General features: G+C 70.1%; 26 protein-coding genes. 12 read left to right on the top strand and 14 right to left on the bottom strand.

Going from position 1 to position 21,507, the window contains the following annotated elements; all coding sequences use genetic code 11:
• Positions 1-54: 54 nt before the first annotated feature.
• The 3 genes from ACIPY8_RS16695 to ACIPY8_RS16685 are packed head-to-tail and all read left to right on the top strand — an operon-like array spanning position 55 to position 2,716.
• Positions 55-1,296: a glucose-1-phosphate adenylyltransferase gene (locus tag ACIPY8_RS16695; RefSeq protein WP_400820587.1), complete on the top strand. Its 1,242-nt coding sequence runs from the start codon at positions 55-57 to the stop codon at positions 1,294-1,296.
• 53 nt (positions 1,297-1,349) lie between these two features.
• A complete protein-coding gene (gene serB, locus ACIPY8_RS16690) occupies positions 1,350-1,985 on the top strand; it encodes a phosphoserine phosphatase SerB (protein ID WP_400820584.1) in 636 nt (211 codons plus the stop codon).
• 32 nt (positions 1,986-2,017) lie between these two features.
• Positions 2,018-2,716, top strand: coding sequence for an alpha/beta fold hydrolase (locus ACIPY8_RS16685; RefSeq protein ID WP_400820582.1), 699 nt, complete (start codon positions 2,018-2,020; stop codon positions 2,714-2,716).
• A gap of 43 nt (positions 2,717-2,759) precedes the next feature.
• Here ACIPY8_RS16685 and ACIPY8_RS16680 read toward each other — a convergent pair whose 3' ends face one another.
• Complete coding sequence (locus ACIPY8_RS16680) at positions 2,760-3,470, bottom strand: beta-ketoacyl-ACP reductase (protein ID WP_400820579.1); 711 nt, start codon at positions 3,468-3,470, stop codon at positions 2,760-2,762.
• Between the two features lie 138 nt (positions 3,471-3,608).
• Here ACIPY8_RS16680 and ACIPY8_RS16675 point away from each other — a divergent pair, with 138 nt between their 5' ends.
• The 4 genes from ACIPY8_RS16675 to ACIPY8_RS16660 all read left to right on the top strand — a co-directional run bounded on the left by ACIPY8_RS16675 (position 3,609) and on the right by ACIPY8_RS16660 (position 5,680).
• On the top strand, positions 3,609-4,211 hold the full coding sequence (locus tag ACIPY8_RS16675) for a DUF4190 domain-containing protein (protein WP_400820577.1): 603 nt from the start codon (positions 3,609-3,611) through the stop codon (positions 4,209-4,211).
• An 85-nt stretch (positions 4,212-4,296) separates the two neighbouring features.
• A complete protein-coding gene (locus ACIPY8_RS16670; protein ID WP_400820574.1) occupies positions 4,297-4,659 on the top strand; it encodes a DUF3099 domain-containing protein in 363 nt (120 codons plus the stop codon).
• Positions 4,656-4,871 (top strand): hypothetical protein, encoded by a 216-nt coding sequence (locus ACIPY8_RS16665; protein WP_400820572.1) that lies wholly within the window; start codon positions 4,656-4,658, stop codon positions 4,869-4,871. Before ACIPY8_RS16670 ends, ACIPY8_RS16665 begins: the two co-directional genes overlap by 4 nt.
• Positions 4,868-5,680: an SURF1 family protein gene (locus ACIPY8_RS16660; RefSeq protein ID WP_400820571.1), complete on the top strand. Its 813-nt coding sequence runs from the start codon at positions 4,868-4,870 to the stop codon at positions 5,678-5,680. The genes ACIPY8_RS16665 and ACIPY8_RS16660 overlap by 4 nt, the downstream gene beginning before the upstream one ends.
• 21 nt (positions 5,681-5,701) lie before the next feature.
• Here ACIPY8_RS16660 and ACIPY8_RS16655 read toward each other — a convergent pair whose 3' ends face one another.
• The 3 genes from ACIPY8_RS16655 to ACIPY8_RS16645 form a co-directional block, all read right to left on the bottom strand.
• On the bottom strand, positions 5,702-6,265 hold the full coding sequence (locus ACIPY8_RS16655; protein ID WP_400820967.1) for a pyridoxamine 5'-phosphate oxidase family protein: 564 nt from the start codon (positions 6,263-6,265) through the stop codon (positions 5,702-5,704).
• A gap of 60 nt (positions 6,266-6,325) precedes the next feature.
• Positions 6,326-7,924: an ABC-F family ATP-binding cassette domain-containing protein gene (locus tag ACIPY8_RS16650; RefSeq protein ID WP_400820570.1), complete on the bottom strand. Its 1,599-nt coding sequence runs from the start codon at positions 7,922-7,924 to the stop codon at positions 6,326-6,328.
• A 75-nt stretch (positions 7,925-7,999) separates the two neighbouring features.
• Positions 8,000-8,341, bottom strand: coding sequence for a CHY zinc finger protein (locus ACIPY8_RS16645; RefSeq protein ID WP_400820567.1), 342 nt, complete (start codon positions 8,339-8,341; stop codon positions 8,000-8,002).
• 69 nt (positions 8,342-8,410) lie between these two features.
• Between ACIPY8_RS16645 and ACIPY8_RS16640 the strand changes: the two genes are divergently transcribed.
• The 4 genes from ACIPY8_RS16640 (at position 8,411) to ACIPY8_RS16625 (ending at position 12,375) form a co-directional block, all read left to right on the top strand.
• On the top strand, positions 8,411-9,031 hold the full coding sequence (locus tag ACIPY8_RS16640; protein ID WP_400820565.1) for a DedA family protein: 621 nt from the start codon (positions 8,411-8,413) through the stop codon (positions 9,029-9,031).
• A gap of 5 nt (positions 9,032-9,036) precedes the next feature.
• On the top strand, positions 9,037-10,293 hold the full coding sequence (locus ACIPY8_RS16635) for a histidine kinase (RefSeq protein WP_400820562.1): 1,257 nt from the start codon (positions 9,037-9,039) through the stop codon (positions 10,291-10,293).
• Positions 10,290-10,961: a response regulator gene (locus ACIPY8_RS16630; RefSeq protein WP_400820560.1), complete on the top strand. Its 672-nt coding sequence runs from the start codon at positions 10,290-10,292 to the stop codon at positions 10,959-10,961. The genes ACIPY8_RS16635 and ACIPY8_RS16630 overlap by 4 nt, the downstream gene beginning before the upstream one ends.
• Before the next feature lie 97 nt (positions 10,962-11,058).
• Positions 11,059-12,375, top strand: coding sequence for an acyltransferase (locus ACIPY8_RS16625; protein WP_400820557.1), 1,317 nt, complete (start codon positions 11,059-11,061; stop codon positions 12,373-12,375).
• On the opposite strand, the gene ACIPY8_RS16620 is transcribed toward ACIPY8_RS16625, so the two are convergent.
• From ACIPY8_RS16620 to ACIPY8_RS16610, 3 genes are read right to left on the bottom strand one after another with little or no spacing between them, the layout of a single operon-like run.
• Positions 12,322-12,912, bottom strand: a complete 591-nt coding sequence (locus ACIPY8_RS16620; RefSeq protein WP_400820555.1) for an energy-coupling factor transporter transmembrane component T family protein — start codon at positions 12,910-12,912, stop codon at positions 12,322-12,324. The two genes, ACIPY8_RS16625 and ACIPY8_RS16620, sit on opposite strands and share 54 nt — an antisense overlap.
• Positions 12,909-13,601, bottom strand: coding sequence for an energy-coupling factor ABC transporter ATP-binding protein (locus ACIPY8_RS16615; RefSeq protein WP_400820553.1), 693 nt, complete (start codon positions 13,599-13,601; stop codon positions 12,909-12,911). Before ACIPY8_RS16615 ends, ACIPY8_RS16620 begins: the two co-directional genes overlap by 4 nt.
• Positions 13,591-14,175, bottom strand: coding sequence for a biotin transporter BioY (locus tag ACIPY8_RS16610; protein ID WP_400820550.1), 585 nt, complete (start codon positions 14,173-14,175; stop codon positions 13,591-13,593). Before ACIPY8_RS16610 ends, ACIPY8_RS16615 begins: the two co-directional genes overlap by 11 nt.
• Positions 14,176-14,229: 54 nt before the next feature.
• Here ACIPY8_RS16610 and ACIPY8_RS16605 point away from each other — a divergent pair, with 54 nt between their 5' ends.
• Positions 14,230-14,802 carry a TetR family transcriptional regulator gene (locus ACIPY8_RS16605; RefSeq protein ID WP_400820547.1) on the top strand — a complete coding sequence of 191 codons (573 nt, stop codon included), beginning with the start codon at positions 14,230-14,232 and terminating at the stop codon, positions 14,800-14,802.
• Between the two features lie 7 nt (positions 14,803-14,809).
• On the opposite strand, the gene ACIPY8_RS16600 is transcribed toward ACIPY8_RS16605, so the two are convergent.
• From ACIPY8_RS16600 to sufB, 7 genes are read right to left on the bottom strand one after another with little or no spacing between them, the layout of a single operon-like run.
• Positions 14,810-16,180, bottom strand: coding sequence for an MFS transporter (locus tag ACIPY8_RS16600; protein WP_400820544.1), 1,371 nt, complete (start codon positions 16,178-16,180; stop codon positions 14,810-14,812).
• On the bottom strand, positions 16,177-17,331 hold the full coding sequence (locus ACIPY8_RS16595; RefSeq protein WP_400820542.1) for a MalY/PatB family protein: 1,155 nt from the start codon (positions 17,329-17,331) through the stop codon (positions 16,177-16,179). The genes ACIPY8_RS16600 and ACIPY8_RS16595 overlap by 4 nt, the downstream gene beginning before the upstream one ends.
• Before the next feature lie 2 nt (positions 17,332-17,333).
• Positions 17,334-17,663: a metal-sulfur cluster assembly factor gene (locus tag ACIPY8_RS16590; protein WP_050720744.1), complete on the bottom strand. Its 330-nt coding sequence runs from the start codon at positions 17,661-17,663 to the stop codon at positions 17,334-17,336.
• Positions 17,664-17,672: 9 nt separating this feature from the next.
• On the bottom strand, positions 17,673-18,443 hold the full coding sequence (gene sufC / locus ACIPY8_RS16585) for a Fe-S cluster assembly ATPase SufC (RefSeq protein WP_400820538.1): 771 nt from the start codon (positions 18,441-18,443) through the stop codon (positions 17,673-17,675).
• Positions 18,444-18,770, bottom strand: coding sequence for a non-heme iron oxygenase ferredoxin subunit (locus ACIPY8_RS16580; RefSeq protein ID WP_400820535.1), 327 nt, complete (start codon positions 18,768-18,770; stop codon positions 18,444-18,446).
• The gene (sufD, locus tag ACIPY8_RS16575; protein WP_400820532.1) at positions 18,767-19,972 is read right to left on the bottom strand and encodes a Fe-S cluster assembly protein SufD; all 1,206 of its coding nucleotides are present in this window, start codon (positions 19,970-19,972) and stop codon (positions 18,767-18,769) included. The genes ACIPY8_RS16580 and sufD overlap by 4 nt, the downstream gene beginning before the upstream one ends.
• A gap of 1 nt (position 19,973) precedes the next feature.
• A complete protein-coding gene (gene sufB, locus ACIPY8_RS16570) occupies positions 19,974-21,392 on the bottom strand; it encodes a Fe-S cluster assembly protein SufB (protein ID WP_400820529.1) in 1,419 nt (472 codons plus the stop codon).
• Positions 21,393-21,507 lie beyond the last annotated feature (115 nt).

Genomic DNA, 21,507 nt, shown 5'->3' with positions numbered 1-21,507 from the left:
ACTCGCTTGTCCAGATGCTAGTGACGCGAGCCCCGTGGCATCTAAGGTGGGGTCATGTCAGCCCCAAAGAAGGTCTTCGGTATCATCCTCGCCGGCGGTGAGGGCAAGCGGCTCATGCCACTGACCGCTGACCGGGCCAAACCCGCCGTGCCGTTCGGCGGTCAGTACCGATTGATCGACTTCGCGATCTCGAACCTCATCAACTCGGGCCTGCGCCAGATCGTCGTGCTGACCCAGTACAAGTCCCACAGCCTCGACCGGCACATCTCGCAGACCTGGCGGATGTCCGCGCTGCTCGACTCCTACGTCGCCTCCGTGCCCGCGCAGCAGCGGCTGGGCAAGCGCTGGTTCTCCGGCTCCGCCGACGCGATCCTGCAGAGCATGAACCTCCTCAACGACGAGAAGCCCGACATCGTCGTCGTCATCGGCGCCGACCACGTGTACCGCATGGACTTCCGGCAGATGCTCGAGGCGCACATCGAGTCCGGAGCCAAGGCCACGGTCGCCGGCATCCGGCAGCCCCTCGCCCTGGCCTCGCAGTTCGGCGTGATCGACGCCGACACCGAGACGGGCCGCATCAAGCAGTTCCTCGAGAAGCCGACGGACGCCGAGGGCCTCTCCGACTCGCCCCACGAGGTCCTCGCCTCGATGGGCAACTACATCTTCGACGCCGACGCACTGATCGCCGCCGTCGAGGCGGACGGCGAGTCCCCCACGTCGGGCCACGACATGGGCGGCGACATCGTGCCGTACTTCGTCGACCGCGGCGAGGCCGGCTACTACGACATGAAGCAGAACGACGTGCCGGGTTCCTCTCCGCGTGATCGCTCGTACTGGCGGGACGTGGGGACGATCGACTCGTTCTTCGACGCGCACCGCGACCTGATCTCGACACTCCCGATCTTCAACCTCTACAACATGGAGTGGCCGATCCACTCGCAGGCGGTGAACTCCCCTCCCGCGAAGTTCGTGCGCGACTCGGTCGGCCGCATCGGCAACGCGATCGACTCGATCGTCTCGCTCGGGTCGGTGCTGTCGGGGACGCATCTCGAACGCAGCGTGGTGGGTCCGTGGACGCTCGCGGGCGGCGGGTCGACCATCACCGACTCCGTGCTCTTCGACCACGTGCAGGTCGGCGCGGGATCCCGGGTGCATCGGGCGATCCTCGACAAGAACGTCGTGCTCGCCGACGGCGCCACGGTGGGAGTGGATCGCGAGCGCGACCTGGCTCGCGGCTTCACGGTGACGGAGTCCGGCATCACGGTCGTGGGCAAGGGCGTCTTCATCGAGCCGTGACGGTCGCCGTCATCGCGCACGGCGTCGCTCCCGGTGCTCGCTAGGCTCGGAGCGTGACCTCCGTGCGCTTCCTCGTCGTCCTCGATGCCGATTCCACCCTCATCCGCAACGAGGTGATCGAGCTGATCGCCGACGAGGCGGGACGTCGCGCGGAGGTGCAGGCGGCGACCGAGGCCGCCATGCGCGGCGAGGTCGACTTCGCGACCAGCCTGCGCTCGCGGGTCGCCGCTCTCGCGGGCGTCCCCCTGGAGGGACTGGATCGCGTGCGCGCCCGCGTCGAGCCCACACCCGGCGTGCTCGAGCTCACGGCCGCCGTGCATGCGCGCGGCGGCGTGGTCGGGGTGGTCTCCGGCGGGTTCCACGAGGTCCTCGACGACATCGCTCCCCGGCTCGGCGTGGACCGCTGGCGCGCCAACCGCCTCGACGTCGTGGACGGCGCCCTCTCGGGTCGCGTCGACGGTGAGATCGTGGACGCCGCGGCCAAGGCGGCCTCTCTGCAGGAGTGGGCGGACGAGCTCGGCGTCCCCCGCCATGCGACGATCGCGATCGGCGACGGCGCGAACGACCTGCTCATGATGGGCGTCGCCGGCCTCGGCCTCGCGTTCAACGCCAAGCCCGCCGTGCGGGCCGCCGCGAGTCTCGTCGTCGGGCCGCAGGACCTCTCCGCGGTCGTGCCGCTGCTGCCCTAGCGGATGTCGGAGGCCCCGTCTATCGTCGGGCCATGGACATCATCCTCATCCCCGGACTGTGGCTCGACGCCGACAGTTGGACCGACGTGACCGCCGACCTGGAGCGCGCGGGGCACACCGTGCACGCCCTCACGATGCCCGGCGTCGGCGCGGCCGTCGAGGAGTCCGCGGACATCGGCATCGCGGACTGGGTGACGTCGGGGGTCTCCGCCGTCGACGCGGTCGGCGGACCGGTCGTGGTCGTCGGCCACAGCGGCGGCGGCAATGTGGCCTGGGGCGTCGCGGACGCCCGACCCGATGCGGTCTCGCGCGTGGTCTTCGTCGACACGGTGCCGCCGCCCTCGGGTTTCGGCATCAGCGAGTTCGCGGTCGTCGACGGGGTGATCCCTTTCCCCGGCTGGGACTTCTTCCCCATGGAGGACGTCGACGATCTGGACGAGGAGACCAGGGCGCGCACGGCGCCGCTCACGCAGAGCGTTCCCGCGAAGGTGCCGACCGACCCGATCGCGCTCGACGGCGGACGCCACCGCGTGCCGGTGACCCTGCTGATGGGCGGCCTCGACGAAGACACCCTGCGCTCGGAGCTCGAGCAGTGGGGACCCTACGGTGCGGAGTTCACGGCCATCGCCGACGCGGAGGTCGTGCGGATCGGCTCCGGCCACTGGCCGCAGTTCTCCGTCCCGAACCGTCTCGCCGAGCTCATCGACGCCGCCGTCACGCGACGCTCCTGACCGACCGAGCCGGTCGGCCTGTGACGAGGCGAGGGCGTGAGGGTCAGTGCCCCATGCCGAGACCGCCGTCGACCGGGATCACGGCGCCGGAGATGTAGCCGGAGTCGTCGCTCGCGAGCCACGTCACGACGCCCGCGACCTCGTCGGCCGTCGCGAAACGGCCGGCGGGGATGCTGGCCTTGTACTGCGCCTGAGTCTCCTCGGGGAGCTCGGCGGTCATGTCGGTCTCGATGAATCCGGGGGCCACGACGTTCGCCGTGATCCCGCGACTGCCGAGCTCGCGGGTGATCGATCGCGCGAAGCCGACCAGGGCGCTCTTGGACGCCGCGTAGTTGACTTGTCCCGCCGAGCCGAGGAGTCCGACCACACTGGAGATGAGGATGATGCGACCGAAGCGTGCGCGGAGCATGCCCTTCGACGCGCGCTTGACGACGCGGAAGCTGCCACCGAGGTTCGTCGCGACCACGCTGTCGAAATCGTCTTCGCTCATGCGCAGGAGCAGCGTGTCCTTCGTGATGCCCGCGTTCGCGACGAGGATCTCCACCGGGCCGAGCTGCTGCTCCACCTCGGTGAACGCGGCGTCGAGGGACGCGGAGTCGGTCACGTCGGCGCGCACGGTCAGGGTCCCTTCGGGGCCCTCGCCGCTGCGGGCGGTGACCGCGACGCGGTAGCCGTCACGGACGAAACGCTCGGCGATGGCACGGCCGATGCCGCGGTTGCCGCCGGTGACGAGGACGACGCGCTCAGAACTCATTTCCACTCCAGATCTGGCCGCACGGGTCGACGGCCGGGTCGCCATCGATCCTAGCCGTCGCATCGCGTGCGGCACCCGTGACGTGTTTGACACGGAGCCGGTCCGACTGGAACGCTGAACGCGACGAAAGGCACGAGCGTGAGCGACAACAGCATCCCCACCTCCTCCGACGGGCAGCAGCCGACTCCGCCTCCCGCCGCACCCCCGGCCCCGCCGTACGCGGCGTCTCCCGCCGCGGCACCGGCGCCGACGTACCCGGGGATCCCCTCCGCGCCGCCCGCTGCACCGACCCAGGCGTACCCCGGTGCCGCACCCGCCTACGGCACCTCCCCCGCGTACGGCAGCGCGCCCGCCTACGGCAGCGCCCCCGCGCAGCCGGTCTACCCCGCCGCGGCACCCGTGCAGCAGCCCGGCTCCTACCAGGCCTACCCGGCGACGATCTACCCCGCGCCCCGTCCGACGAGCGGTCTTGCCATCACGTCGCTCATCTGCGGTATCGCGGGCGTGGTCCTGTTCTGGGCGCTGGTCCCCCTGATCGCTTCCGTGGTCGCGGTGATCACCGGGCACATGGCACTGCGCCAGACCAAGGCGAATCCGGCGATCGGCGGACGGGGCATGGCGTTCGCCGGTCTCATCATGGGCTACGTCATGGTCGGATTCCTCGTGGTCGGACTCGTCATGACGGTTCTGAGCTTCCTGTTCCTGGGCGCGTTCTCACTGCCGTTCGTCTTCGCCACCTGAGCACCTCCGTCGGGTCGGATCCGGCGGGAGCCCACCCTCGGATCGGCATGCCGTACGCCCCGCAGCGGCGTAGGCTGGACTCATCGTGAAGAGCAAGCGCCTGGTCCCCGCTGTCACCTCCCTGCCGCAGTCGCCGCAGGCCGAGAGTGACCACCGCGTGCGCCGGTACGCCCTCACGATGACGATCCGCATCGTGTGCTTCGGCCTCATGATGTTCGTGCAGCCCTACGGCTGGTACACGTGGGTCTTCGCGATCGCCGCCGCTGTCCTTCCCTACATCGCCGTCGTGTTCGCGAACGCCGGCAGCGACAGCACCGAGACGACCGCCGAGTCCCCCGTGCAGGAGATCGAGGCGCCGCGGCCGCCGGAGCCGGAGGCGGCACCCGAAGCCGCGAACGACGACCCGTGGATCATCACCATCCGCGAGAGCGACCAGGATCGCGCGTGAGTGGACTCGAATGCTCGCGTGCCGGATGCCGGGACGCGGCCGTCTCCCAGGTCGTCTGGCGCAACCCGCGCATCCACGCCGAGGATCGCGAGAAGATCTGGCTCGCGTGCCCCGAGCATGTGGCCTTCCTGCGTGACTACCTCGCCGCGCGCGACTTCCCCGTGACCGTCCGGGAGCTCCCGGCGGCGACGAGAGACGGAGCCGCCTCATGAGCGCGCGTATGACCCGGTGGACCGTGTACGTCCTGATCGCGATCGGCTTCGCCGTCGCATGTGCGTTCCTGTCCCACTGGCAGTTCGACCGCAACGAGTCCCGCGCCGAGCAGATCGCTCTGGTCGAGAAGAACTACGACGCGGCGCCCGTGCCGCTCGCCGACCTCATCGGCGTCGACGGCGAGCTCGACCCCGGCGACGTGTGGCACCCCGTCCTGCTGGAGGGCGAGTATCTCGCCGACGAACAGCTCCTGGTGCGCAACCGTCCGCACGGCGGCACGAGCGCCTTCGAGGTGCTCGTGCCGTTCCGCGACGTCGACGGACGAGTGTTCATCGTCGACCGCGGCTGGGTGCCGCCCGGCGACGGCGACTCCCCGGACGCGGTGCCTGCGCCGCCCTCCGGAGAGGTCGAAGTGGTCGTGCGCCTGCGGCCGAGCGAACAGCTCCCCGCCTCGGGGCGAGGCGCCCCCGAAGGACAGGTCCCCACGATCCACGTGCCGTCGATCGCCGACCGCGTGGGCGGCGACGTCGTCACGAGCGCCTACGGCCAGATCGTCAGCGAGGATCCCGCCGGTGAAGGTGCGCTCGGTGGGTTCGACTCCCCCACCGACGACCCCGGGCCCCACCTGTCGTACGCGATCCAGTGGATCCTGTTCGCCGCGATGGGCTTCATCTTCATCGGCTACATCATCCGCACCGAGATCGTGAAGCACCGCGAAGAGGTCGAGGGGCGCCCGGTACCGGAGAAGAAGCCCCGGCGCCGCGACGCCGACGCGGACGTGGAGGACGAGCTGCTCGACGCGCGCTGAGCACCCTGCGGGTCTGCCCGCTCACTCGACGGAGACGGTGTGCGACCAGCCGGACCCGACGGGCACGTAGACGACGCGGGTGTGGCGGCGATCATGTGAGCCCTGCCAGAACTCGATGCGATCGGGAACGATGCGCCAGAGCACCCAGTCCCCCTCGGAGACGCGCGCGCGGGCGGACGGGGACCGGGCTGCGAGATCGGCGGCGCTCTCCTCGGCCGTCGCCTCTTCCACTCGACCGCGTACACGCACGGCGCGGACCTGCGGCTGCCACCAGAAGTTCAGCGCTGCGGCCGGGACGGCGCCGAGCTGCGCCCCCTTCCGCGAGGACCGCGTGCTCGCGATCGCCCACCCGCGAGCGTCGACACGCTTGAGGATGAGGGTCCGCGCATCCGGCACGCCCTCGGCATCCACCGTCGCGAGCGTGGCGGTGTGCGGCTCCGGGACCGCTGCAGCGTCGGCTTCCTCCATCCATTCGGCGAACAGCACTGCGGGGTCGTCGGGAAGCGCCTCGAGATCCCAGACGGGCGCATCGCCGGTGAGGGCATGCCTGCCCCGCAACCCGTCGTTGAGGCGGGAGTCGAGCATCGAATCGCGGTGCGTCACGGTTCGAGCCTAGGCCACGCGCGGTGACGGGGACCGGGCCGGTCAGGCGAGCTCGATCAGCTCCTGGTACTCCTGGTTCCAGATGTCCTCGACGCCGTCGGGCAGGATGAGCACGCGCTCCGGGTTGAGCGACTGCACGGCGCCGGGGTCGTGCGAGACGAGGACCACAGCGCCCTCGTAGTGCGCGAGCGCGCCGAGGATCTCCTCGCGCGAGGCGGGGTCGAGGTTGTTGGTCGGCTCGTCGAGGAGCAGCAGGTTGGCCGACGAGACCACGAGCGTCGCGAGCGACAGACGCGTCTTCTCCCCGCCCGACAGCACGCCGGCGGGCTTGAGGACGTCGTCTCCCGTGAACAGGAACGATCCGAGCACCTTGCGGGCCTCGGTCTCGGTGATGTGCGGGGCGGCCGAGACCATGTTCTCGAGCACCGACCTGTTCACGTCGAGGTTCTCGTGCTCCTGCGCGTAGTAGCCGACCTTGAGGCCGTGCCCCGGCTCGAGCTGCCCGGTGTCGGGCGCGTCGACGCCGGCGAGCATCCGCAGCAGCGTGGTCTTGCCCGCACCGTTGAGTCCGAGCACCACGACCTTGGAGCCGCGGTCGATCGCGAGGTCGACGTCGGTGAAGATCTCGAGCGAGCCGTACGACTTCGACAGGCCGGACGCCATGAGCGGCGTCTTGCCGCATGCGGCCGGCTTCGGGAACCGCAGCTTCGCGACGCGATCCTCCTGCCGGACGTCGTCGAGCCCGGCGAGCAGCTTCTCGGCGCGGGCGATCATCTGGTGCGCGGCGGCGGCCTTCGACGCCTTGGCGCCGAAGCGGGCGGCCTGCTGCTGCAGCGTGGTCGCCTTCTTCTCGGCGTTCGCGCGCTCCTTCTTGCGGCGCTCCTCGTCGGCGGCGCGCTGACGGAGGTAGTTCTTCCAGTTCATGTTGTACGCGTCGATGACCTGGCGGTTCGCGTCGAGGTAGAACACGCGGTTGACGGTCTCGCCCACGAGCTCGACGTCGTGGCTGATGACGATCAGGCCGCCCTTGTAGTTCTTGAGGAACTCGCGCAACCACACGACGCTGTCGGCGTCGAGGTGGTTGGTGGGCTCGTCGAGGATCATGGTGTCCGCGTCGGAGAACAGGATGCGGGCGAGCTCGATGCGCCGGCGCTGTCCACCCGAGAGCGTCTTGAGCGGCTGATCGAGGATGCGGTCGGGCAGCGACAGGTTGTTCGCGATCGATGCGGCCTCGGCCTCCGCGGCATATCCGCCCTGACCCTCGAACTGCTCGGTGAGACGTGCATAGCGCTTCATCGCCTTGTCGGCGACGGCCGGGTCGTCGGATCCCATCGCGACGGTCGCCTCGGCCATGCCGAGGGCCAGACTGCCCAGCCCGCGGGCGTCCAGGATGCGGGTGCGCGCGAGCATCTCCGGGTCGCCGGACCGGGGGTCCTGCGGGAGGTAGCCGAGCTCTCCCGATCGTGTGACGCTGCCGCCGGAGGGCAGCACGTCGCCCGCGAGCACCTTCGTGAGGGTCGTCTTGCCCGCGCCGTTGCGCCCGACGAGTCCGATCTTGTCGCCGTCGTTGACGCGGAACGACACGTTCTCCATGAGGAGGCGTGCGCCCACGCGGATCTCGAGTTCGTGCACGGCGAGCACAGCGGATGTCCGTTCGTCAGGGGGGGGAGGCGGTCGAGCGACCAGCCTCCCAGTATAGATCCCGCGACTGGGTGCTCAGTCGAAGTACAGACGGTGGTGCAGCCGGCATCCGGGATTGAAGCCGGCACGACAGCTCGGACACCGCTCGATGTCGAGGTAGTCGTCGATCCGCAGGCGCGTCCCGCACTCCCCGCAGAGGACCGCCGCCTCGCGGCGCTCCTCGATCGACCACTGCGAGGCAGGGTGGTCGGCGACCGCGGTGTGGCACTCGTGACACGGATACCATTCGCGGCAGCAGGCGAAGCGCAGAGCGATGACGTCGAGGGGGCCGTGATAGTGCTCGCACCTCGTGCGGTCGTCGACCAGGAGGCCTCGCACGAGAGTGTCGCCGATCAGCATCGACTCCGGCGATGTCACTCTCCGGAGGGATGCGGTCGATACTCCAGGGTGATGTCCCACGGGCCTCCTGCTTCCTAGCCTTCTCGGGTGGATGTTATCAACGAGCTCATTCTGCAGACCGTCGCGTCGCCGTGGCTGTATCTCGTGCTGTTCGCTGTGACCGTGATCGACGGCTTCTTCCCGCCGGTGCCCAGCGAGACGGTGCTCGTGGCCGCGGCCGCCGTGGCGGCGTCGACCGGGGCGCTGTGGATGCTGGTTCCGCTCGGTCTCATCGCCGCGGTCGCCGCGGCCCTCGGGGACAACATCGCCTTCGCGATCGGTCGCCGGGTCGGGACCACCCGATGGGGATGGATGCGACGTCCACGCGTCGCTGCCGCGTTCGCGCACGCGAGCCGTGCTCTCGACCATCGCAGTGCCGCGCTCATCCTCGGCGCCCGGTACATCCCCGTCGGAAGGGTGGCGGTGAACATGTCGGCGGGAGCGCTCGGGTTCTCGTGGCGTCGCTTCGTCCCGCTCAGCCTCATCGGAGGCGCGAGCTGGAGCATCCTGAGCCTCGCGATCGGCCTCCTCGCGGGGAGCTGGATCAAGGATCAGCCGCTCATCAGCGCGGCGATCGGGATCGCGGTCGCGCTGGCTCTCGGAATCGTGATCGACCGCATCGCGGCGGCTCGGCGTCGTCGGGAGCGCGTGCCGCAGCTGGCAGGATGACTCTCATGGCACGATCACGGCAGCAGACCGACCGTGCGCCCCGCATCCGTCGGCGCACCGTGGCGCTCGCACTGCTGGGCGCGGCCGTCGTGGTGCTGTACTCGACCCTGGTGCCGCTGCTCGCGGCGCTCTACGGGGTCGCGCTCCCCCTCGCCTTCATCCTCGCGGCTGCGGTGTGCGGCGCCCCGCTGCTCGCCGTGGCGCGACCGCGCTGGTCCGTCCTGTTGTTCTGCGTCTCCGCGTTCACGGTGCCTCTGCTCGTCCCTGCCCGTCTCGCGACCGAGGCGCCGTGGCCGTGGTCCGTGCCGGCCCTGCTGTCCTTCGTGCTGCTCGTCGGCGTGGTCACGTTCCGACACGGCGCCCGCCTCGGCGCGTTCCCGCTCACGATCGGCGCCCTGGGATCCCTGGCCGCTCCCCTGCTGCACCCCGAGGTCGTGGCGACGAGCGGCGCCGCCGCGAACGTCACGGCGAACCTCATCGTCACGGCCTCGGTCGCACTCGCCACCTATCTCATCTCGGCGCTCGTCGCCGGCCGCCTCCGCGTATCCGAAGAGCTCACCAAGGAGCGCGAGCATTCGGCGCTCGAGGAGTCGCGTCGCGCACTCGTCGAGGAGCGCACGCGCATCGCCCGTGAGCTGCACGACGTCATCGCGCACAGCATGTCGGTGATCCAGGTGCAGGCGTCGACCGCGCGCTACCGCCTCCCCGAGCTCGACGAGACGGCCGCGACGGAGTTCGACAGCATCGCGGCGACCGCCCGCTCCTCTCTGACGGAGATGCGGCGGATGCTCGGGGTCCTCCGCACCGAGGACCAGTCCGCGGAGCTCGCGCCGCAGCAGGGCATCGACGACATCCCCGCACTCGTCGACACGATCCGCCGTGCGGGGGTGACCGTCGGCCTGGAGATCACCGGGGCGATCGGCGACGCCTCGACCGCCGTGCAGATCGCCGCCTACCGCATCACGCAGGAGGCGCTGAGCAACGCCGTGCGGCACGCCCGCGGAACACCCGTGACGGTGCGCGTGCAGGCGGATGCGGCGAGCGTGACCGTCCGGGTCCGCAACGGCCGCCCCGAGAGCGTCGACGAAACGAGGAGCGGCGGGCACGGGCTGCGCGGCATGCGCGAGCGCGTCGAGCTCCTCGGCGGGACGTTCACGGCGGCGCCGACGAGCGACGGAGGCTGGGAGGTCTCCGCCGCGCTCCCGGCGACCGCATCCGACCCGTCCGGCACCTCGTCGGCGGGCACCGAGGGGAACCCATGACGATCTCCGTGCTCATCGCCGACGACCAGGCCATGGTGCGAGCGGGTTTCGCCGCGCTGCTCGACGCCCACGACGGCATCCGCGTCGCCGGGCAGGCCGCCACCGGCGCCGAGGCCGTGACGCTCGCGGCACGCCTCGATCCCGACGTGATCCTCATGGACGTGCGGATGCCCGAGCTCGACGGCATCGAGGCGACGAGGCGCATCCTCGGGCCGGGATACCCGGCGGCGCACGTGCCCCGCATCCTCATGCTCACGACGTTCGACATCGATGACTACGTCTACGACGCGCTCGAGGCCGGAGCCAGCGGGTTCCTCCTGAAAGACGCGCTGCCGGAGGAGCTCGTGCACGCGGTGCGGGTGGTCGCCGCCGGCGACGCGCTGCTCGCCCCCAGCGTGACTCGACGCATGATCGAGCAGTTCGCGGGCCGCCGTCCTCCGGCGCCGCGCTCCCAGACGGTGCTCGCCGACCTGACGGAGCGCGAGCGCGAGGTGCTGGTGCAGATCGGCCGCGGACGCTCGAACAGCGAGATCGCCGCAGAGCTGTTCATCGCCGAGCAGACCGTGAAGACGCACGTCGGCAAGGTGCTGTCGAAGCTCGGGCTCCGCGATCGCGTGCACGCCGTGATCCTCGCCTACGACACCGGCCTCGTCGAACCGGCGTCCTGAATCATCCCGCGGTAGGGGGTGGAACAGCCCCGCAGGGTGATCCGCCGCCGCACACCCGCTTCCTACGCTCCTCGGACACCCCAACCGAGGAGGACACATGGCCATCGTCGAGGCACCGCCGGCATCGAGCCCGCACGCATCCGCGCCCCGGGGTCGCGACACCGCGATCGACTTCCTCCGAGCGCTCTGCGTGACCGGTGTGGTGCTGCTGCACGCCATCATGGTGGGCGTCACCGTGACCGACGCGGGGCCCGTGTTCGAGAACGCGAGCGACGGCACGTGGTGGATCCTGCCGGTCAGCTGGGCGTTGCAGGTCATGCCGCTCTTCTTCGTGATCGGCGGTTTCGCGGGCTTCCTCGCCCACGGCCGAGGGCGTGAGCGAGGGCACACGGATGCCGCGTTCGTGGCCGCCCGCATCCACCGCCTGCTGCGACCGGCGGTGCTCGTGATCGGCGTGGCCGGTGTCCTGCTCGCCGCTCTGCTCGTCGCCGGAGTCCCCGGGCATCTCGTGGCGATCGCGGGCTTCCGCTTCGCGCAGCCTCTGTGGTTCCTCGGCGTCTTCCTCCTCTGCCAGGCGCTGCTCCCGTCGCTCGCCGCCGCGCATCGTCGTGCGCCGGTCGCGGCTCTCGGGCTGCTCGCCGGCGCGGCCGTCCTCGTCGACGTCGTCCGCGCTCACACGGGAGCGGACGGACTCGGCTTCCTGAATCTCGCGTTCGTGTGGCTGACGCTGCAGCAACTGGGGTTCTTCCTCGCGGACGGCACGATCGACGCCCTGAGCCGCCGCGCTCGCGTCGCGGCCGCGACGACCGCCCTCGCGGCCCTGATCGGCGCGTTCGTCACGGGGATCTACTCCCCCGATCTGGTCGCGAACATCAATCCGCCCACCGGCGCTCTGCTGCTCGTGGGCATCGTGCACCTCACGCTCGTGTCGCTGTTCCGCGCTCGGATCGCGCGATTCAGTCGCCGTCCGATCGCGGCGCGGTTCTCCGACTTCGTCAACCGCCGCACCATGACGATCTACCTGTGGCACATGCCGATGCTGCTCGCGATGGCCGGTGCGGTGGCGCTGCACGCGCTCGCCACCGGTACCGTCCTCCCCGAACCGAGCAGCGCCGCGTGGTGGGCGGGTCGCCCGGTGTGGCTCCTCGCGGCGCTGGTGCTGAGCGCACTGGTCGCCGTGGCGCTGACACGCTTCGAGAACCGGCCGGCACCCGCCGCGACGGGCTCCCACCGGCGTCTCGCGCTCGCGACGGGGACCGGCGTCGGCGTCGTCGCCCTGCTGCTCGTCGTCGGCACGACTCCGGTCACCGCCGGAGTCGCGGTGCTCGGACTGCTGGCGGCGCTGCGCCTCGCGCGACGTTCACGCCAGCCCGCGCGCGGCGAGGGCGTCCCCGACATCGTCCGCGTGGCGTAGCGTGCGCACCAGGAGCGGGACGACCGTCCGGATGCCGAGCCGCACACCGCGGGCGCGCTGCGCCTCCGTGATGGCCGTCGCGAACCCTGCCACCACGGGGATCATCGCGATCGTGAGCGACAGCGTCATGGCGACGGCATCCGCATCCACGCCGCGACGCCACGGCCTCAGCAGTCGGCGCAGCACCGCCAGGAGATCACCCATGCGCGTCGTGATCGTGAGCAGGCTCGCCAGCAGGATCAGCGCGACCATGCGTCCCGTGTTGATCGCCGCGACCTCCGGGGACATGAAGATCCACAGTGCGATGCCGAGCACGAGCACGAGCCACCGCAGGCGCCACACCTCGACTGCGAGCACACGGAGCGGAAGGCGGGCGATCAGGAACAGGATCGCCACGGCGAGCAGGACCAGCGCGATGCTGAGCGGACTGTGCGGGACCGCCGAGAGCACGACCGCGATCACCGCGAGGGCTGCGAGCTTGGTTGCCGCCGGCAGACGGTGCAGCACGCTCGATCCCGGCCGGTAGAGCTGGATCACGCGCACGTCCTCCGATAGGCGTCGATGACATCCCCGGGTTCACCGGACGCGGCGATCCGGCCCTCGTCGAACAGCACCGCCTGATCGCAGCGACCGGCGAGCTCGAGATCATGGGTGACGATCACGACCTGCGCGTCCTGTGCGAGCAGAAGGTCGCCGATCCGCCGCGCGTTGCGCAGATCGAGCAGCGTCGTCGGCTCGTCGGCCACGATCACCGACGGGCGCGCGATGAGCACCGACGCGAGAGCGAGCATCTGCTTCTGACCGCCGGACAGGGCGGACGCGGGCGTGTCGGCGTGGGCCGCCAGCCCGTGCTCCGCGAGTGCCTCCCGCACCCGGCGCTGCGTCTCGTCGCGGGAGAGCCCGCGCACCGACAGGGCGAGGTCCTCGGCCGGCGTCGGCATGAGGATCTGCGCCTGCGGATCCGTGAAGACGAAGCCCACACGTCGGCGGATCTCGCGGACCTCCCGCTGCGCGTCGAGGCCGTGCACCGTGACCCGACCGGTCGTCGGAGCCACGAGTCCGTTGAGCAACCGCGCGAACGTCGACTTGCCCGACCCGTTGGCCCCGACGACCGCGATGCGCGGGGCGTCGAGCTCGATGCTCACCTCGTGCAGGATGTCGCGCCCGTCACGCTGCACGCTCACCGCGTCGACGGAGATGGCCCCGACGCGCGTCTCAGGCCGCACGCGCGGGGGCCACCACGACCGGGCGTTTCCCGAACGCCGGCGGGTAGGCGCGCACCAGCGCCAGGGTGAGCACGGTCGCCGCCGCGGCCTTGAGGAGGTCGCCGGGGAGGAACACGAGGCTCGACAGCGCGGTCGGCGCGAGGTCGACGCCCAGCACCAGCGCCTGCACCGGGATGCCGAACGCGTAGACGACGAGGATGCCGCCGACCACGGCGCCGAGAGCGGTGCGCCACCACGTGATGCGCGCGCGGTGAACGATGAGCCCGATCACGATGGTTCCCGCCACCCAGCCGAGCAGGTATCCGGCGGTCGGACCGACGAAGACTCCGAGCCCGCCGCGTCCGCCGGCGAGCACGGGGAGCCCGATCGCGGCGAGCACGAGGACGAGGAGCACGGCGAGGGGCGCGCGCCGCGGTCCCAGCACCGTGCCCGCGAGCATCACACCCAGCGTCTGCGCGGTGATGGGCACACCGCCCGGCAGCGGAACGGTCACAGTGCCGAGCACGACGATGAGGGCGGCGAAGACCGCCACACGGGCGAGGTCCCGACCGATGTCGCTACGGGGAGTGGTCATGTCTCCTTCTTCCTGAACAGTGTTCACCTGAACGGTGTTCACTATACTCAGAGCATGAGCCCCGAGCACAACTCGATCAGGCACGACCGTGACAGCGTGGCGCGCACCGCCCTCGCCCTCCTCGACGAGGTGGGCCTCGCCGATCTGTCGATGCGTCGGATCGCCGCCCGCCTCGATGTGCAGCCCAGCGCGCTCTACTGGCACTTCGCCAGCAAGCAGGACCTCCTGGCCGACCTCAGCGACCGCATCACCGCGGCGATCGGCTCGTCGGAGACCGACGTGCTCGCGACAGCGCGGGCGATCCGCGACGCCCTGTTCGCCCACCGCGACGGCGCCGAGCTCGTGCTCAGCACCTACGCGCTGCGACGGGGGTCCTTCCTCGCGCAGACCGCGCTCATCGCAGCACTGCGTCGGTCAGACGTCGACGACGCCGAGGATCGCGCGGCCGCGCTCCTGCACTTCGTCCTCGGTCACGCCACGCTCGTGCAGCAGCGCATGCACGCCGACAGCTACGGCGCCCTGCCCGCCGACGGACCGCTCGACGTGACCGCCGGGCTCGATCGGGTGTTCGACCTCGGAGTCACTGCGCTCTCCGGCGTCGAGCGCTCCCCCGCCGCGCGGGCCTGAGAGCCGGTCAGTCCGTCGCGGACTCCGCCGCGTGCCCCAGGCGCAGCCCCGGCAGGAACCCGACCAGCGCGAGGGCGATGCAGAACGCGAACACCACGGCGAACGCATCCGCCCCTCCCCCGAGAGTCGCGACACCCAGACCGGCGAGAGCGATCACGACGGCCGCTCCCGTGGAGTCCGAGATCGACAGCGCCGACGAGTTGAAGCCCTGGTTGCCCGGAGTCGAGTACGCGAGCGTGAGGACCGTGAGCCGCGGGTAGAGCAGACCCATGCCGCCGCCGGCGAACGCCCAGCCCACGATGACGAGCGCGGGAGACACCGTCCCGAGGGCCGCGACGAGCACCGCGAGCATCGCGACGAGCAGGCAGGACAGGCTGATCAGCGTGATCCGCGTGTTCCCCAGTCGATCACCGAAGCGACCCTGCAGCTGCGACGCCCCCGCCCACGCGAACGCGGCGAGCATGAGTGCGATGCCCGCCCACGTCGCGCTGAACCCGTAGCGCTCGATCAGCAGGTACGGGATGTACGCCTCGGCGGCGAAGAACGCGCCGGCCGCGATACCGCGCATCAGCACGACGCTCGGAAGACCACGTCCGGCCCGCAGCGTGCGCCGAGGAAGCAGAGGCAGCACGGCGACGGCGATCACCACGATCGCGCCGAGCGCCACCGGCCAGCCGACCGGCACGGGCATGTCGGCGCTGAAACCGACCAGCACCGCGAAGACCGCGACCACGACGGCCAGGACGAGCCGCACCAGGAGAGCCCGACGGTCCTGAGGTTCGCCGTGCCCCAGGTCGAGCGCGCGCAGACGCACCGCGATGACGGCGAACGCGACAGCCGTGAGCACCGCCACTCCGAGGAACGCCCAGCGCCAGTCGAGGTACTCCGCGACGGCGCCCGCGAGGAACGGCCCCACCATCGACGGCACGACCCACGCCGCGGCGAACGCCGCGAACACACGGCCGTGCAGATGCGCGGGATACAGTCGCGCGACCACCACGTACAGCGCCACGGTCTGCCCGCCGGCTCCGAGTCCCTGGACGAGCCGGCCGATGAGGAACTGGTGCATCGTGACGGCGAATCCCGACAGCAGCAGTCCGACGATGAAGAGCGAGACGGCGACGTAGAGCGCGCCACGAGGCCCGCGGGCGTCCGACCAGGCTCCGGCCGCGACCATGCCGATCACGCTCGTCGCGAGCGTCCCGGCGAACGCCACGGCGTACAGCGCCTGCCCGTCGAGCGCCTCGCTGACGATCGGCATGACCGTCGTGACGGCGAGAGCCTCGATCGCGGCGAGGAAGATCAGTGCGACGGACCCGGCCGTGACCCAGAGCCGTTCCCGGTCCCAGATCGACGCGGGCGCGGCCGAGTCGCTCATCGGCCGGCGAGCGACGCGATGCGCTCGACGGCCTCGGTGAGGATCTCCGGACTCGTGCCGAAGTTCAGGCGCACGTGCCCCGCCCCTTCGGCGCCGAAGGTCGGGCCGGAGCTCAGGGCGACCCGTGCGTCCTTGAGGATGCGCCTCGCCGGGGCGTCTCCCCAGCCGAGCTCGGACAGGTCGATCCACGCCAGGTATCCGGCATCCGGGATGCGGTATCTCGCCTGCGGCAGTCGCGAGGCGAGGAGATCCTCGACCAGCACGCGGTTCGCGTCGAGCGTGTTCAGCAGTCCATCGAGCCAGGTATCGCTCGCCTCGGAGAACGCGGCGACGGCGGCGAGGAGACCGAACTGTCCCGTGCGCCACTCCACCTCCACCGGCAGCCCGCGCACGACGGAGCTCGTCTCGTCGACGGCAGTGACCATGAGCGCGCACTTGAGACCGGCGAGGTTGAACGCCTTGCTGGCGCTCACGAGGGCGTAGCCGACGCGGCGCGCGGCGTCACCCGCGTCGAGGAAGGGAGTGAAGCCCGTGCCCGGCTGCGCGAGCGGGGCGTGGATCTCGTCGGAGACGACGGCGACGCCGAACTCCGCGGCGAGTTCCGCGAGCGCCGTGAGGGTGTCGCGCCGGTGCACCGTCCCCGTCGGGTTGTGCGGGTTGCAGAGAAGGATCGCGCTCGCACCGTCCTCGAGAGCGGCGCGGACGCCGTCGAGGTCGATCTCCCACACGGTCCCGGTATCGCGCAACGGCACACGGACGACCTCCGCCCCGGCCTCGTCCACGAGGTCGAAGAACGGCGGATAGATCGGCGGCATCACGACGACGCGCTCCCCCGGCTGCGTGACGCGTCGCAGGATCTCGACGATCCCCATGCTCACGTCGGCGGTCGTGCGCACCCGCGCCGGGTCGACCTCCCACCCGAACCGTCGCCGCGCGAAGGCCGCGTACGTCTCGGCGAGCGGGCTGCGCGAGGCCACATAGCCGGTGTCCCCCGTCTCGAGGGCGCGCTGCAGGGCCTTCGTGATCTCGGGGGCGAGAGGGAAGTCCGTCTCCGCGACGAAGAGCGGCAGCACGTCGTCCGGGTACTCGCGCCACTTCTCGCTGCTGCGCTCCCGCAGTTCTGCGAGCGGGAGCGCGGTGACCTCGAGCATCCTCAGATCGCGAAGCCGAGCGCGCGCATCATGTCGCGCCCGTCGTCCGTGATCCGCTCGGGGCCCCACGGCGGCATCCACACCCAGTTGATGCGGAACCGGTCGACGACCTTGTCCAGCGCCTGGGCGGTCTGATCCTCGAGCACGTCCGTGAGGGGGCAGCCGGCGCTCGTGAGCGTCATGTGGATGACGAGAGCATCGTTCTCGTCATCCCAGGCGAGATCGTAGATGAGGCCGAGGTCGACGACGTTGATCCCGAGTTCGGGATCCATGACGTCCTTGAGAGCCTCGGTGACCTCGTCGTACTTCGCGTCGGTGAGGGTGGCTGTCATGCGATCAGCCTACGCCTCGATGGGCGCCGCGGGGTCGAGGAAACGGTCGTATCCCTCGTCCTCGAGACGGTCGGCGAGCTCGGGGCCGCCTTCTTCGACGATCTTGCCCGCGACGACCACGTGCACGAAGTCGGGACGGATGTACCGGAGGATGCGGGTGTAGTGCGTGATGAGCAGCACGCCGAGGCCGGTGGCCTCCTTGGCGCGGTTGACGCCCTCGGAGACGATCTTCAGCGCGTCGACGTCGAGACCGGAGTCGGTCTCGTCGAGCACGGCGAACTTCGGCTGCAGCACCTCGAGCTGGAGGATCTCGTGGCGCTTCTTCTCGCCGCCCGAGAAGCCCTCGTTGACGTTGCGCTGGGCGAACTTCGGATCCATCCGCAGGTTCGCCATCGACGCCTTGACGTCCTTGGTCCACTGACGGATCGAGGGGGCCTCGCCGTCGAGCGCGGTCTTCGCCGTGCGGAGGAAGTTCGTCACGGTCACGCCGGGGATCTCCACCGGGTACTGCATCGCGAGGAACAGACCGGCACGGGCACGCTCGTCGACGCTCATCTCGAGGACGTCCTCGCCGTCGAACGTGATGGAGCCGGAGGTCACGGTGTACTTGGGGTGACCCGCGATCGTGTAGGCCAGCGTCGACTTGCCCGAGCCGTTGGGGCCCATGATCGCGTGGGTCTCGCCCGTCTTCATGGTGAGGGTGATTCCGTTGAGGATCGGGGTGGTCCCGGCCTCGGTCTCGACCGTCACGTGCAGGTCGCGGATTTCGAGAACAGACATTCAGACTTCCTTCGTCACAGTCGGGTCGATGAGCACGTCGTCGCCGTCGATCTCGACGACGTAGACCGGAACGGGCTCATAAGCGGGGAGGTTCTGGGGCTTGCCGGTGAGCAGGGAGAACGCGGACCCGTGGGCCCAGCACTCCACCGTGTCACCCTCGACGAAGCCCTCGGAGAGGGAGATGTCACCGTGCGTGCAGGTGTCGCCGATGGCGTGGATGACGCCCTCGGAGTCCTTGATCACGGTGATCGGCACGCCGTTCGGCTCGACGCGGATGGGCGTGTCGAGCTCGAGCTCGTCGACGCCGCACACGCGCTGAGCGCTCACGCCTGGACCTCGGCGAGCTCGGTCTCGATGGCGGAGAGCAGCTCCTGCTCCAGCGCGGGGATGCCGAGGCGCTGCACGATGTCGCTGAGGAAGCCGAGCACGACCAGACGGCGCGCCTCCTCCTCGGTGATGCCGCGAGCCTGCAGGTAGAAGAGCTGCTCGTCGTCGAAACGACCGGTGGCACTGGCGTGACCGGCGCCGACGATGTCGCCGGTCTCGATCTCGAGGTTCGGGATCGAGTCGGCGCGTGCGCCCTCGGTGAGGACGAGGTTGCGGTTCGCCTCGTAGGAGTCGGTACCGGTGGCGTCCGGGCCGATCAGCACGTCGCCGATCCACACCGAGTGGGCGCTCTCGCCCTGCAGGGCGCCCTTGTAGAGCACGTCGCCCTTGGTGTGCGCACCCTTGTGGTGCAGGTAGACCTGGCTCTCGAGGTGCTGCCCGGCATCCGCGTAGGAGAGGCCGTACATGTACCCCTCGGAACCGGCACCCGTGAGCTCCAGGCTCGGGTTGACGCGCACCACGCCGCCGCCGAAGCTGATCACGAAGTGCTTGAGCGTCGCGTCGGCGCCGACCGTGGCCTGGTGGGCGGCCGCGTGCACGGCGTCGTCATCCCAGCGCTGCAGGCTGATGACGGTGAGCGAAGCGCCGTCGCGGACGATGATCTCGACGTTCTGGGCGTACTGCGCCGAGCCGGAGTGGTCGAGGACCACGGTCGCCCGCGAGTGCGGCTGGGCCTCGATGAGGATCTGTCCGAATCCGCGCTTGTCGGCGCCCGTGCCCTGGATCGGGACGAGGACCGGCTCAGCGAGCTCAGCCTCAGCCGGAACCCGGATGTGCAGACCGCGGGGGCCGTGCTTCCAGGCGAGAGCGCTGGGGAGGTCCTCCGGACGGAAGAACTCGCCGTACGTGTCGGCGTTCCCGTCTGCGGGCTCGAGGAGCGCCTCGACGGCGTCGAGGCCGTAGGTCACGGCATCCGTGTCCCCGGGCTCGTCCACGAGGAGAGCGGCGAGCTTCGCGACCGGGGTGTGCTTCCAGTTGACCTCGCGCCCGGTGGGGGCATCGAAGTCGGCGGGCTCGAACGAGTGCGGGCGCTCGGACCGGGTCTGCACCGGCACGAAGCCGGCGTCGGCCACCTGGGCGGCGGGGTCCACGTGCGCGCTCGAATAGTGCGACGCGGTCGGCGTCGTCGTCTGGGCCGTCATCTCAGCCGACCGATCCTTCCATGCCCATCTCGATGAGCTTGTTCAGTTCCATCGCGTACTCCATGGGCAGTTCCCGCGCGATCGGCTCGATGAAGCCGCGCACGATCATCGCCATCGCCTCGTCCTCGGGCATGCCACGGGACTGCAGGTAGAAGAGCTGCTCCTCGCTGACCTTCGAGACCGTGGCCTCATGGCCGAGCTGGACATCGTCCACACGGATGTCGATCGCGGGGTAGGTGTCCGACCTCGACTTGGTGTCGACGAGCAGCGCGTCGCAGCGCACCGTGTTCGCCGAGTGGTGGGCGTTCGCGTCGACGCGGACCTCGCCGCGGTATCCGGCACGACCGCCGCCGCGGGCGATCGACTTCGAGACGATCGACGACTGCGTGTAGGGCGCCATGTGGATCATCTTCGCGCCGGCGTCCTGGTGCTGACCGGGACCGGCGAAGGCCACCGAGAGCGTCTCGCCCTTGGCGTGCTCGCCCATCAGGTAGATCGACGGGTACTTCATCGTGACCTTGGATCCGATGTTGCCGTCGACCCACTCCATGGTGGCGCCCTCGTGGGCGACCGCGCGCTTGGTCACGAGGTTGTAGACGTTGTTCGACCAGTTCTGGATCGTCGTGTACCGCACGCGGGCGTTCTTCTTCACGATGATCTCGACCACGGCCGAGTGCAGCGAGTCCGACTTGTAGATCGGAGCCGTGCAGCCCTCGATGTAGTGGACGTAGCTGTCCTCGTCGGCGATGATCAGGGTCCGCTCGAACTGGCCCATGTTCTCGGTGTTGATGCGGAAGTACGCCTGCAGCGGGATCTCGACGTGCACGCCCTTGGGGACGTAGACGAACGAGCCGCCCGACCAGACGGCGGTGTTCAGCGCGGCGAACTTGTTGTCGCCCGCGGGGATCACGGTGCCGAAGTACTCCTCGAAGAACTCGGGGTGCTCGCGGAGGGCCGTATCGGTGTCCATGAAGATGACGCCCTGCTCCTCCAGGTCCTCGCGGATCTGGTGGTACACGACCTCGGACTCGTACTGCGCCGCGACACCGGCGACCAGACGCTGACGCTCGGCCTCGGGGATGCCCAGGCGCTCGTACGTCTCACGGATCTCGGCGGGGAGGTCCTCCCATGACTGCGCCTGCTTCTCGGTCGAGCGCACGAAGTACTTGATGTTGTCGAAGTCGATCTCGCTGAGGTCGGCGCCCCAGGTCGGCATCGGCTTGCGTCCGAAGAGCTGGTATCCCTTGAGACGGGTCTTCAGCATCCATTCGGGTTCGTTCTTGAGCGCCGAGATCCCTCGGACGACCTCCTCGGAGATCCCTCGCTGCGCGACGGCGCCTGCGGCGTCCTCATCGTGCCAGCCGAATTCGTACACCCCCAGGCCGTCGAGCTCCGGGCGGTCGATCAGCACATCCGACATCACACACTCTCCTCACAGGTCCCAAAACGGTGTCATCCGCCCCGACACACCTGATCCCCGTCGAGTCTGCGGGAGCGGGTGCCGTTGGTGGGCCCTCATCACCGGCGCTTCCATC

It is taken from the genome of Microbacterium sp. NPDC089696, assembly GCF_044749125.1.
GTDB lineage: Bacteria > Actinomycetota > Actinomycetes > Actinomycetales > Microbacteriaceae > Microbacterium.
This window is presented reverse-complemented; position numbering and strand designations above follow the sequence as displayed.

Excerpts from the sequence above, each read along its gene's own strand:
- ACIPY8_RS16695 (WP_400820587.1), top strand. The coding sequence starts at position 55 with ATGTCAGCCCCAAAGAAGGTCTTCGGTATCATCCTCGCCGGCGGTGAG.
- ACIPY8_RS16685 (WP_400820582.1), top strand. The coding sequence starts at position 2,018 with ATGGACATCATCCTCATCCCCGGACTGTGGCTCGACGCCGACAGTTGG.
- ACIPY8_RS16680 (WP_400820579.1), bottom strand. The coding sequence starts at position 3,470 with ATGAGTTCTGAGCGCGTCGTCCTCGTCACCGGCGGCAACCGCGGCATC.
- ACIPY8_RS16660 (WP_400820571.1), top strand. The coding sequence starts at position 4,868 with ATGAGCGCGCGTATGACCCGGTGGACCGTGTACGTCCTGATCGCGATC.
- ACIPY8_RS16655 (WP_400820967.1), bottom strand. The coding sequence starts at position 6,265 with ATGCTCGACTCCCGCCTCAACGACGGGTTGCGGGGCAGGCATGCCCTC.
- ACIPY8_RS16635 (WP_400820562.1), top strand. The coding sequence starts at position 9,037 with ATGGCACGATCACGGCAGCAGACCGACCGTGCGCCCCGCATCCGTCGG.
- ACIPY8_RS16630 (WP_400820560.1), top strand. The coding sequence starts at position 10,290 with ATGACGATCTCCGTGCTCATCGCCGACGACCAGGCCATGGTGCGAGCG.
- ACIPY8_RS16625 (WP_400820557.1), top strand. The coding sequence starts at position 11,059 with ATGGCCATCGTCGAGGCACCGCCGGCATCGAGCCCGCACGCATCCGCG.
- ACIPY8_RS16610 (WP_400820550.1), bottom strand. The coding sequence starts at position 14,175 with ATGACCACTCCCCGTAGCGACATCGGTCGGGACCTCGCCCGTGTGGCG.
- ACIPY8_RS16605 (WP_400820547.1), top strand. The coding sequence starts at position 14,230 with ATGAGCCCCGAGCACAACTCGATCAGGCACGACCGTGACAGCGTGGCG.
- ACIPY8_RS16600 (WP_400820544.1), bottom strand. The coding sequence starts at position 16,180 with ATGAGCGACTCGGCCGCGCCCGCGTCGATCTGGGACCGGGAACGGCTC.
- ACIPY8_RS16595 (WP_400820542.1), bottom strand. The coding sequence starts at position 17,331 with ATGCTCGAGGTCACCGCGCTCCCGCTCGCAGAACTGCGGGAGCGCAGC.
- ACIPY8_RS16590 (WP_050720744.1), bottom strand. The coding sequence starts at position 17,663 with ATGACAGCCACCCTCACCGACGCGAAGTACGACGAGGTCACCGAGGCT.
- sufC (WP_400820538.1), bottom strand. The coding sequence starts at position 18,443 with ATGTCTGTTCTCGAAATCCGCGACCTGCACGTGACGGTCGAGACCGAG.
- sufD (WP_400820532.1), bottom strand. The coding sequence starts at position 19,972 with ATGACGGCCCAGACGACGACGCCGACCGCGTCGCACTATTCGAGCGCG.
- sufB (WP_400820529.1), bottom strand. The coding sequence starts at position 21,392 with ATGTCGGATGTGCTGATCGACCGCCCGGAGCTCGACGGCCTGGGGGTG.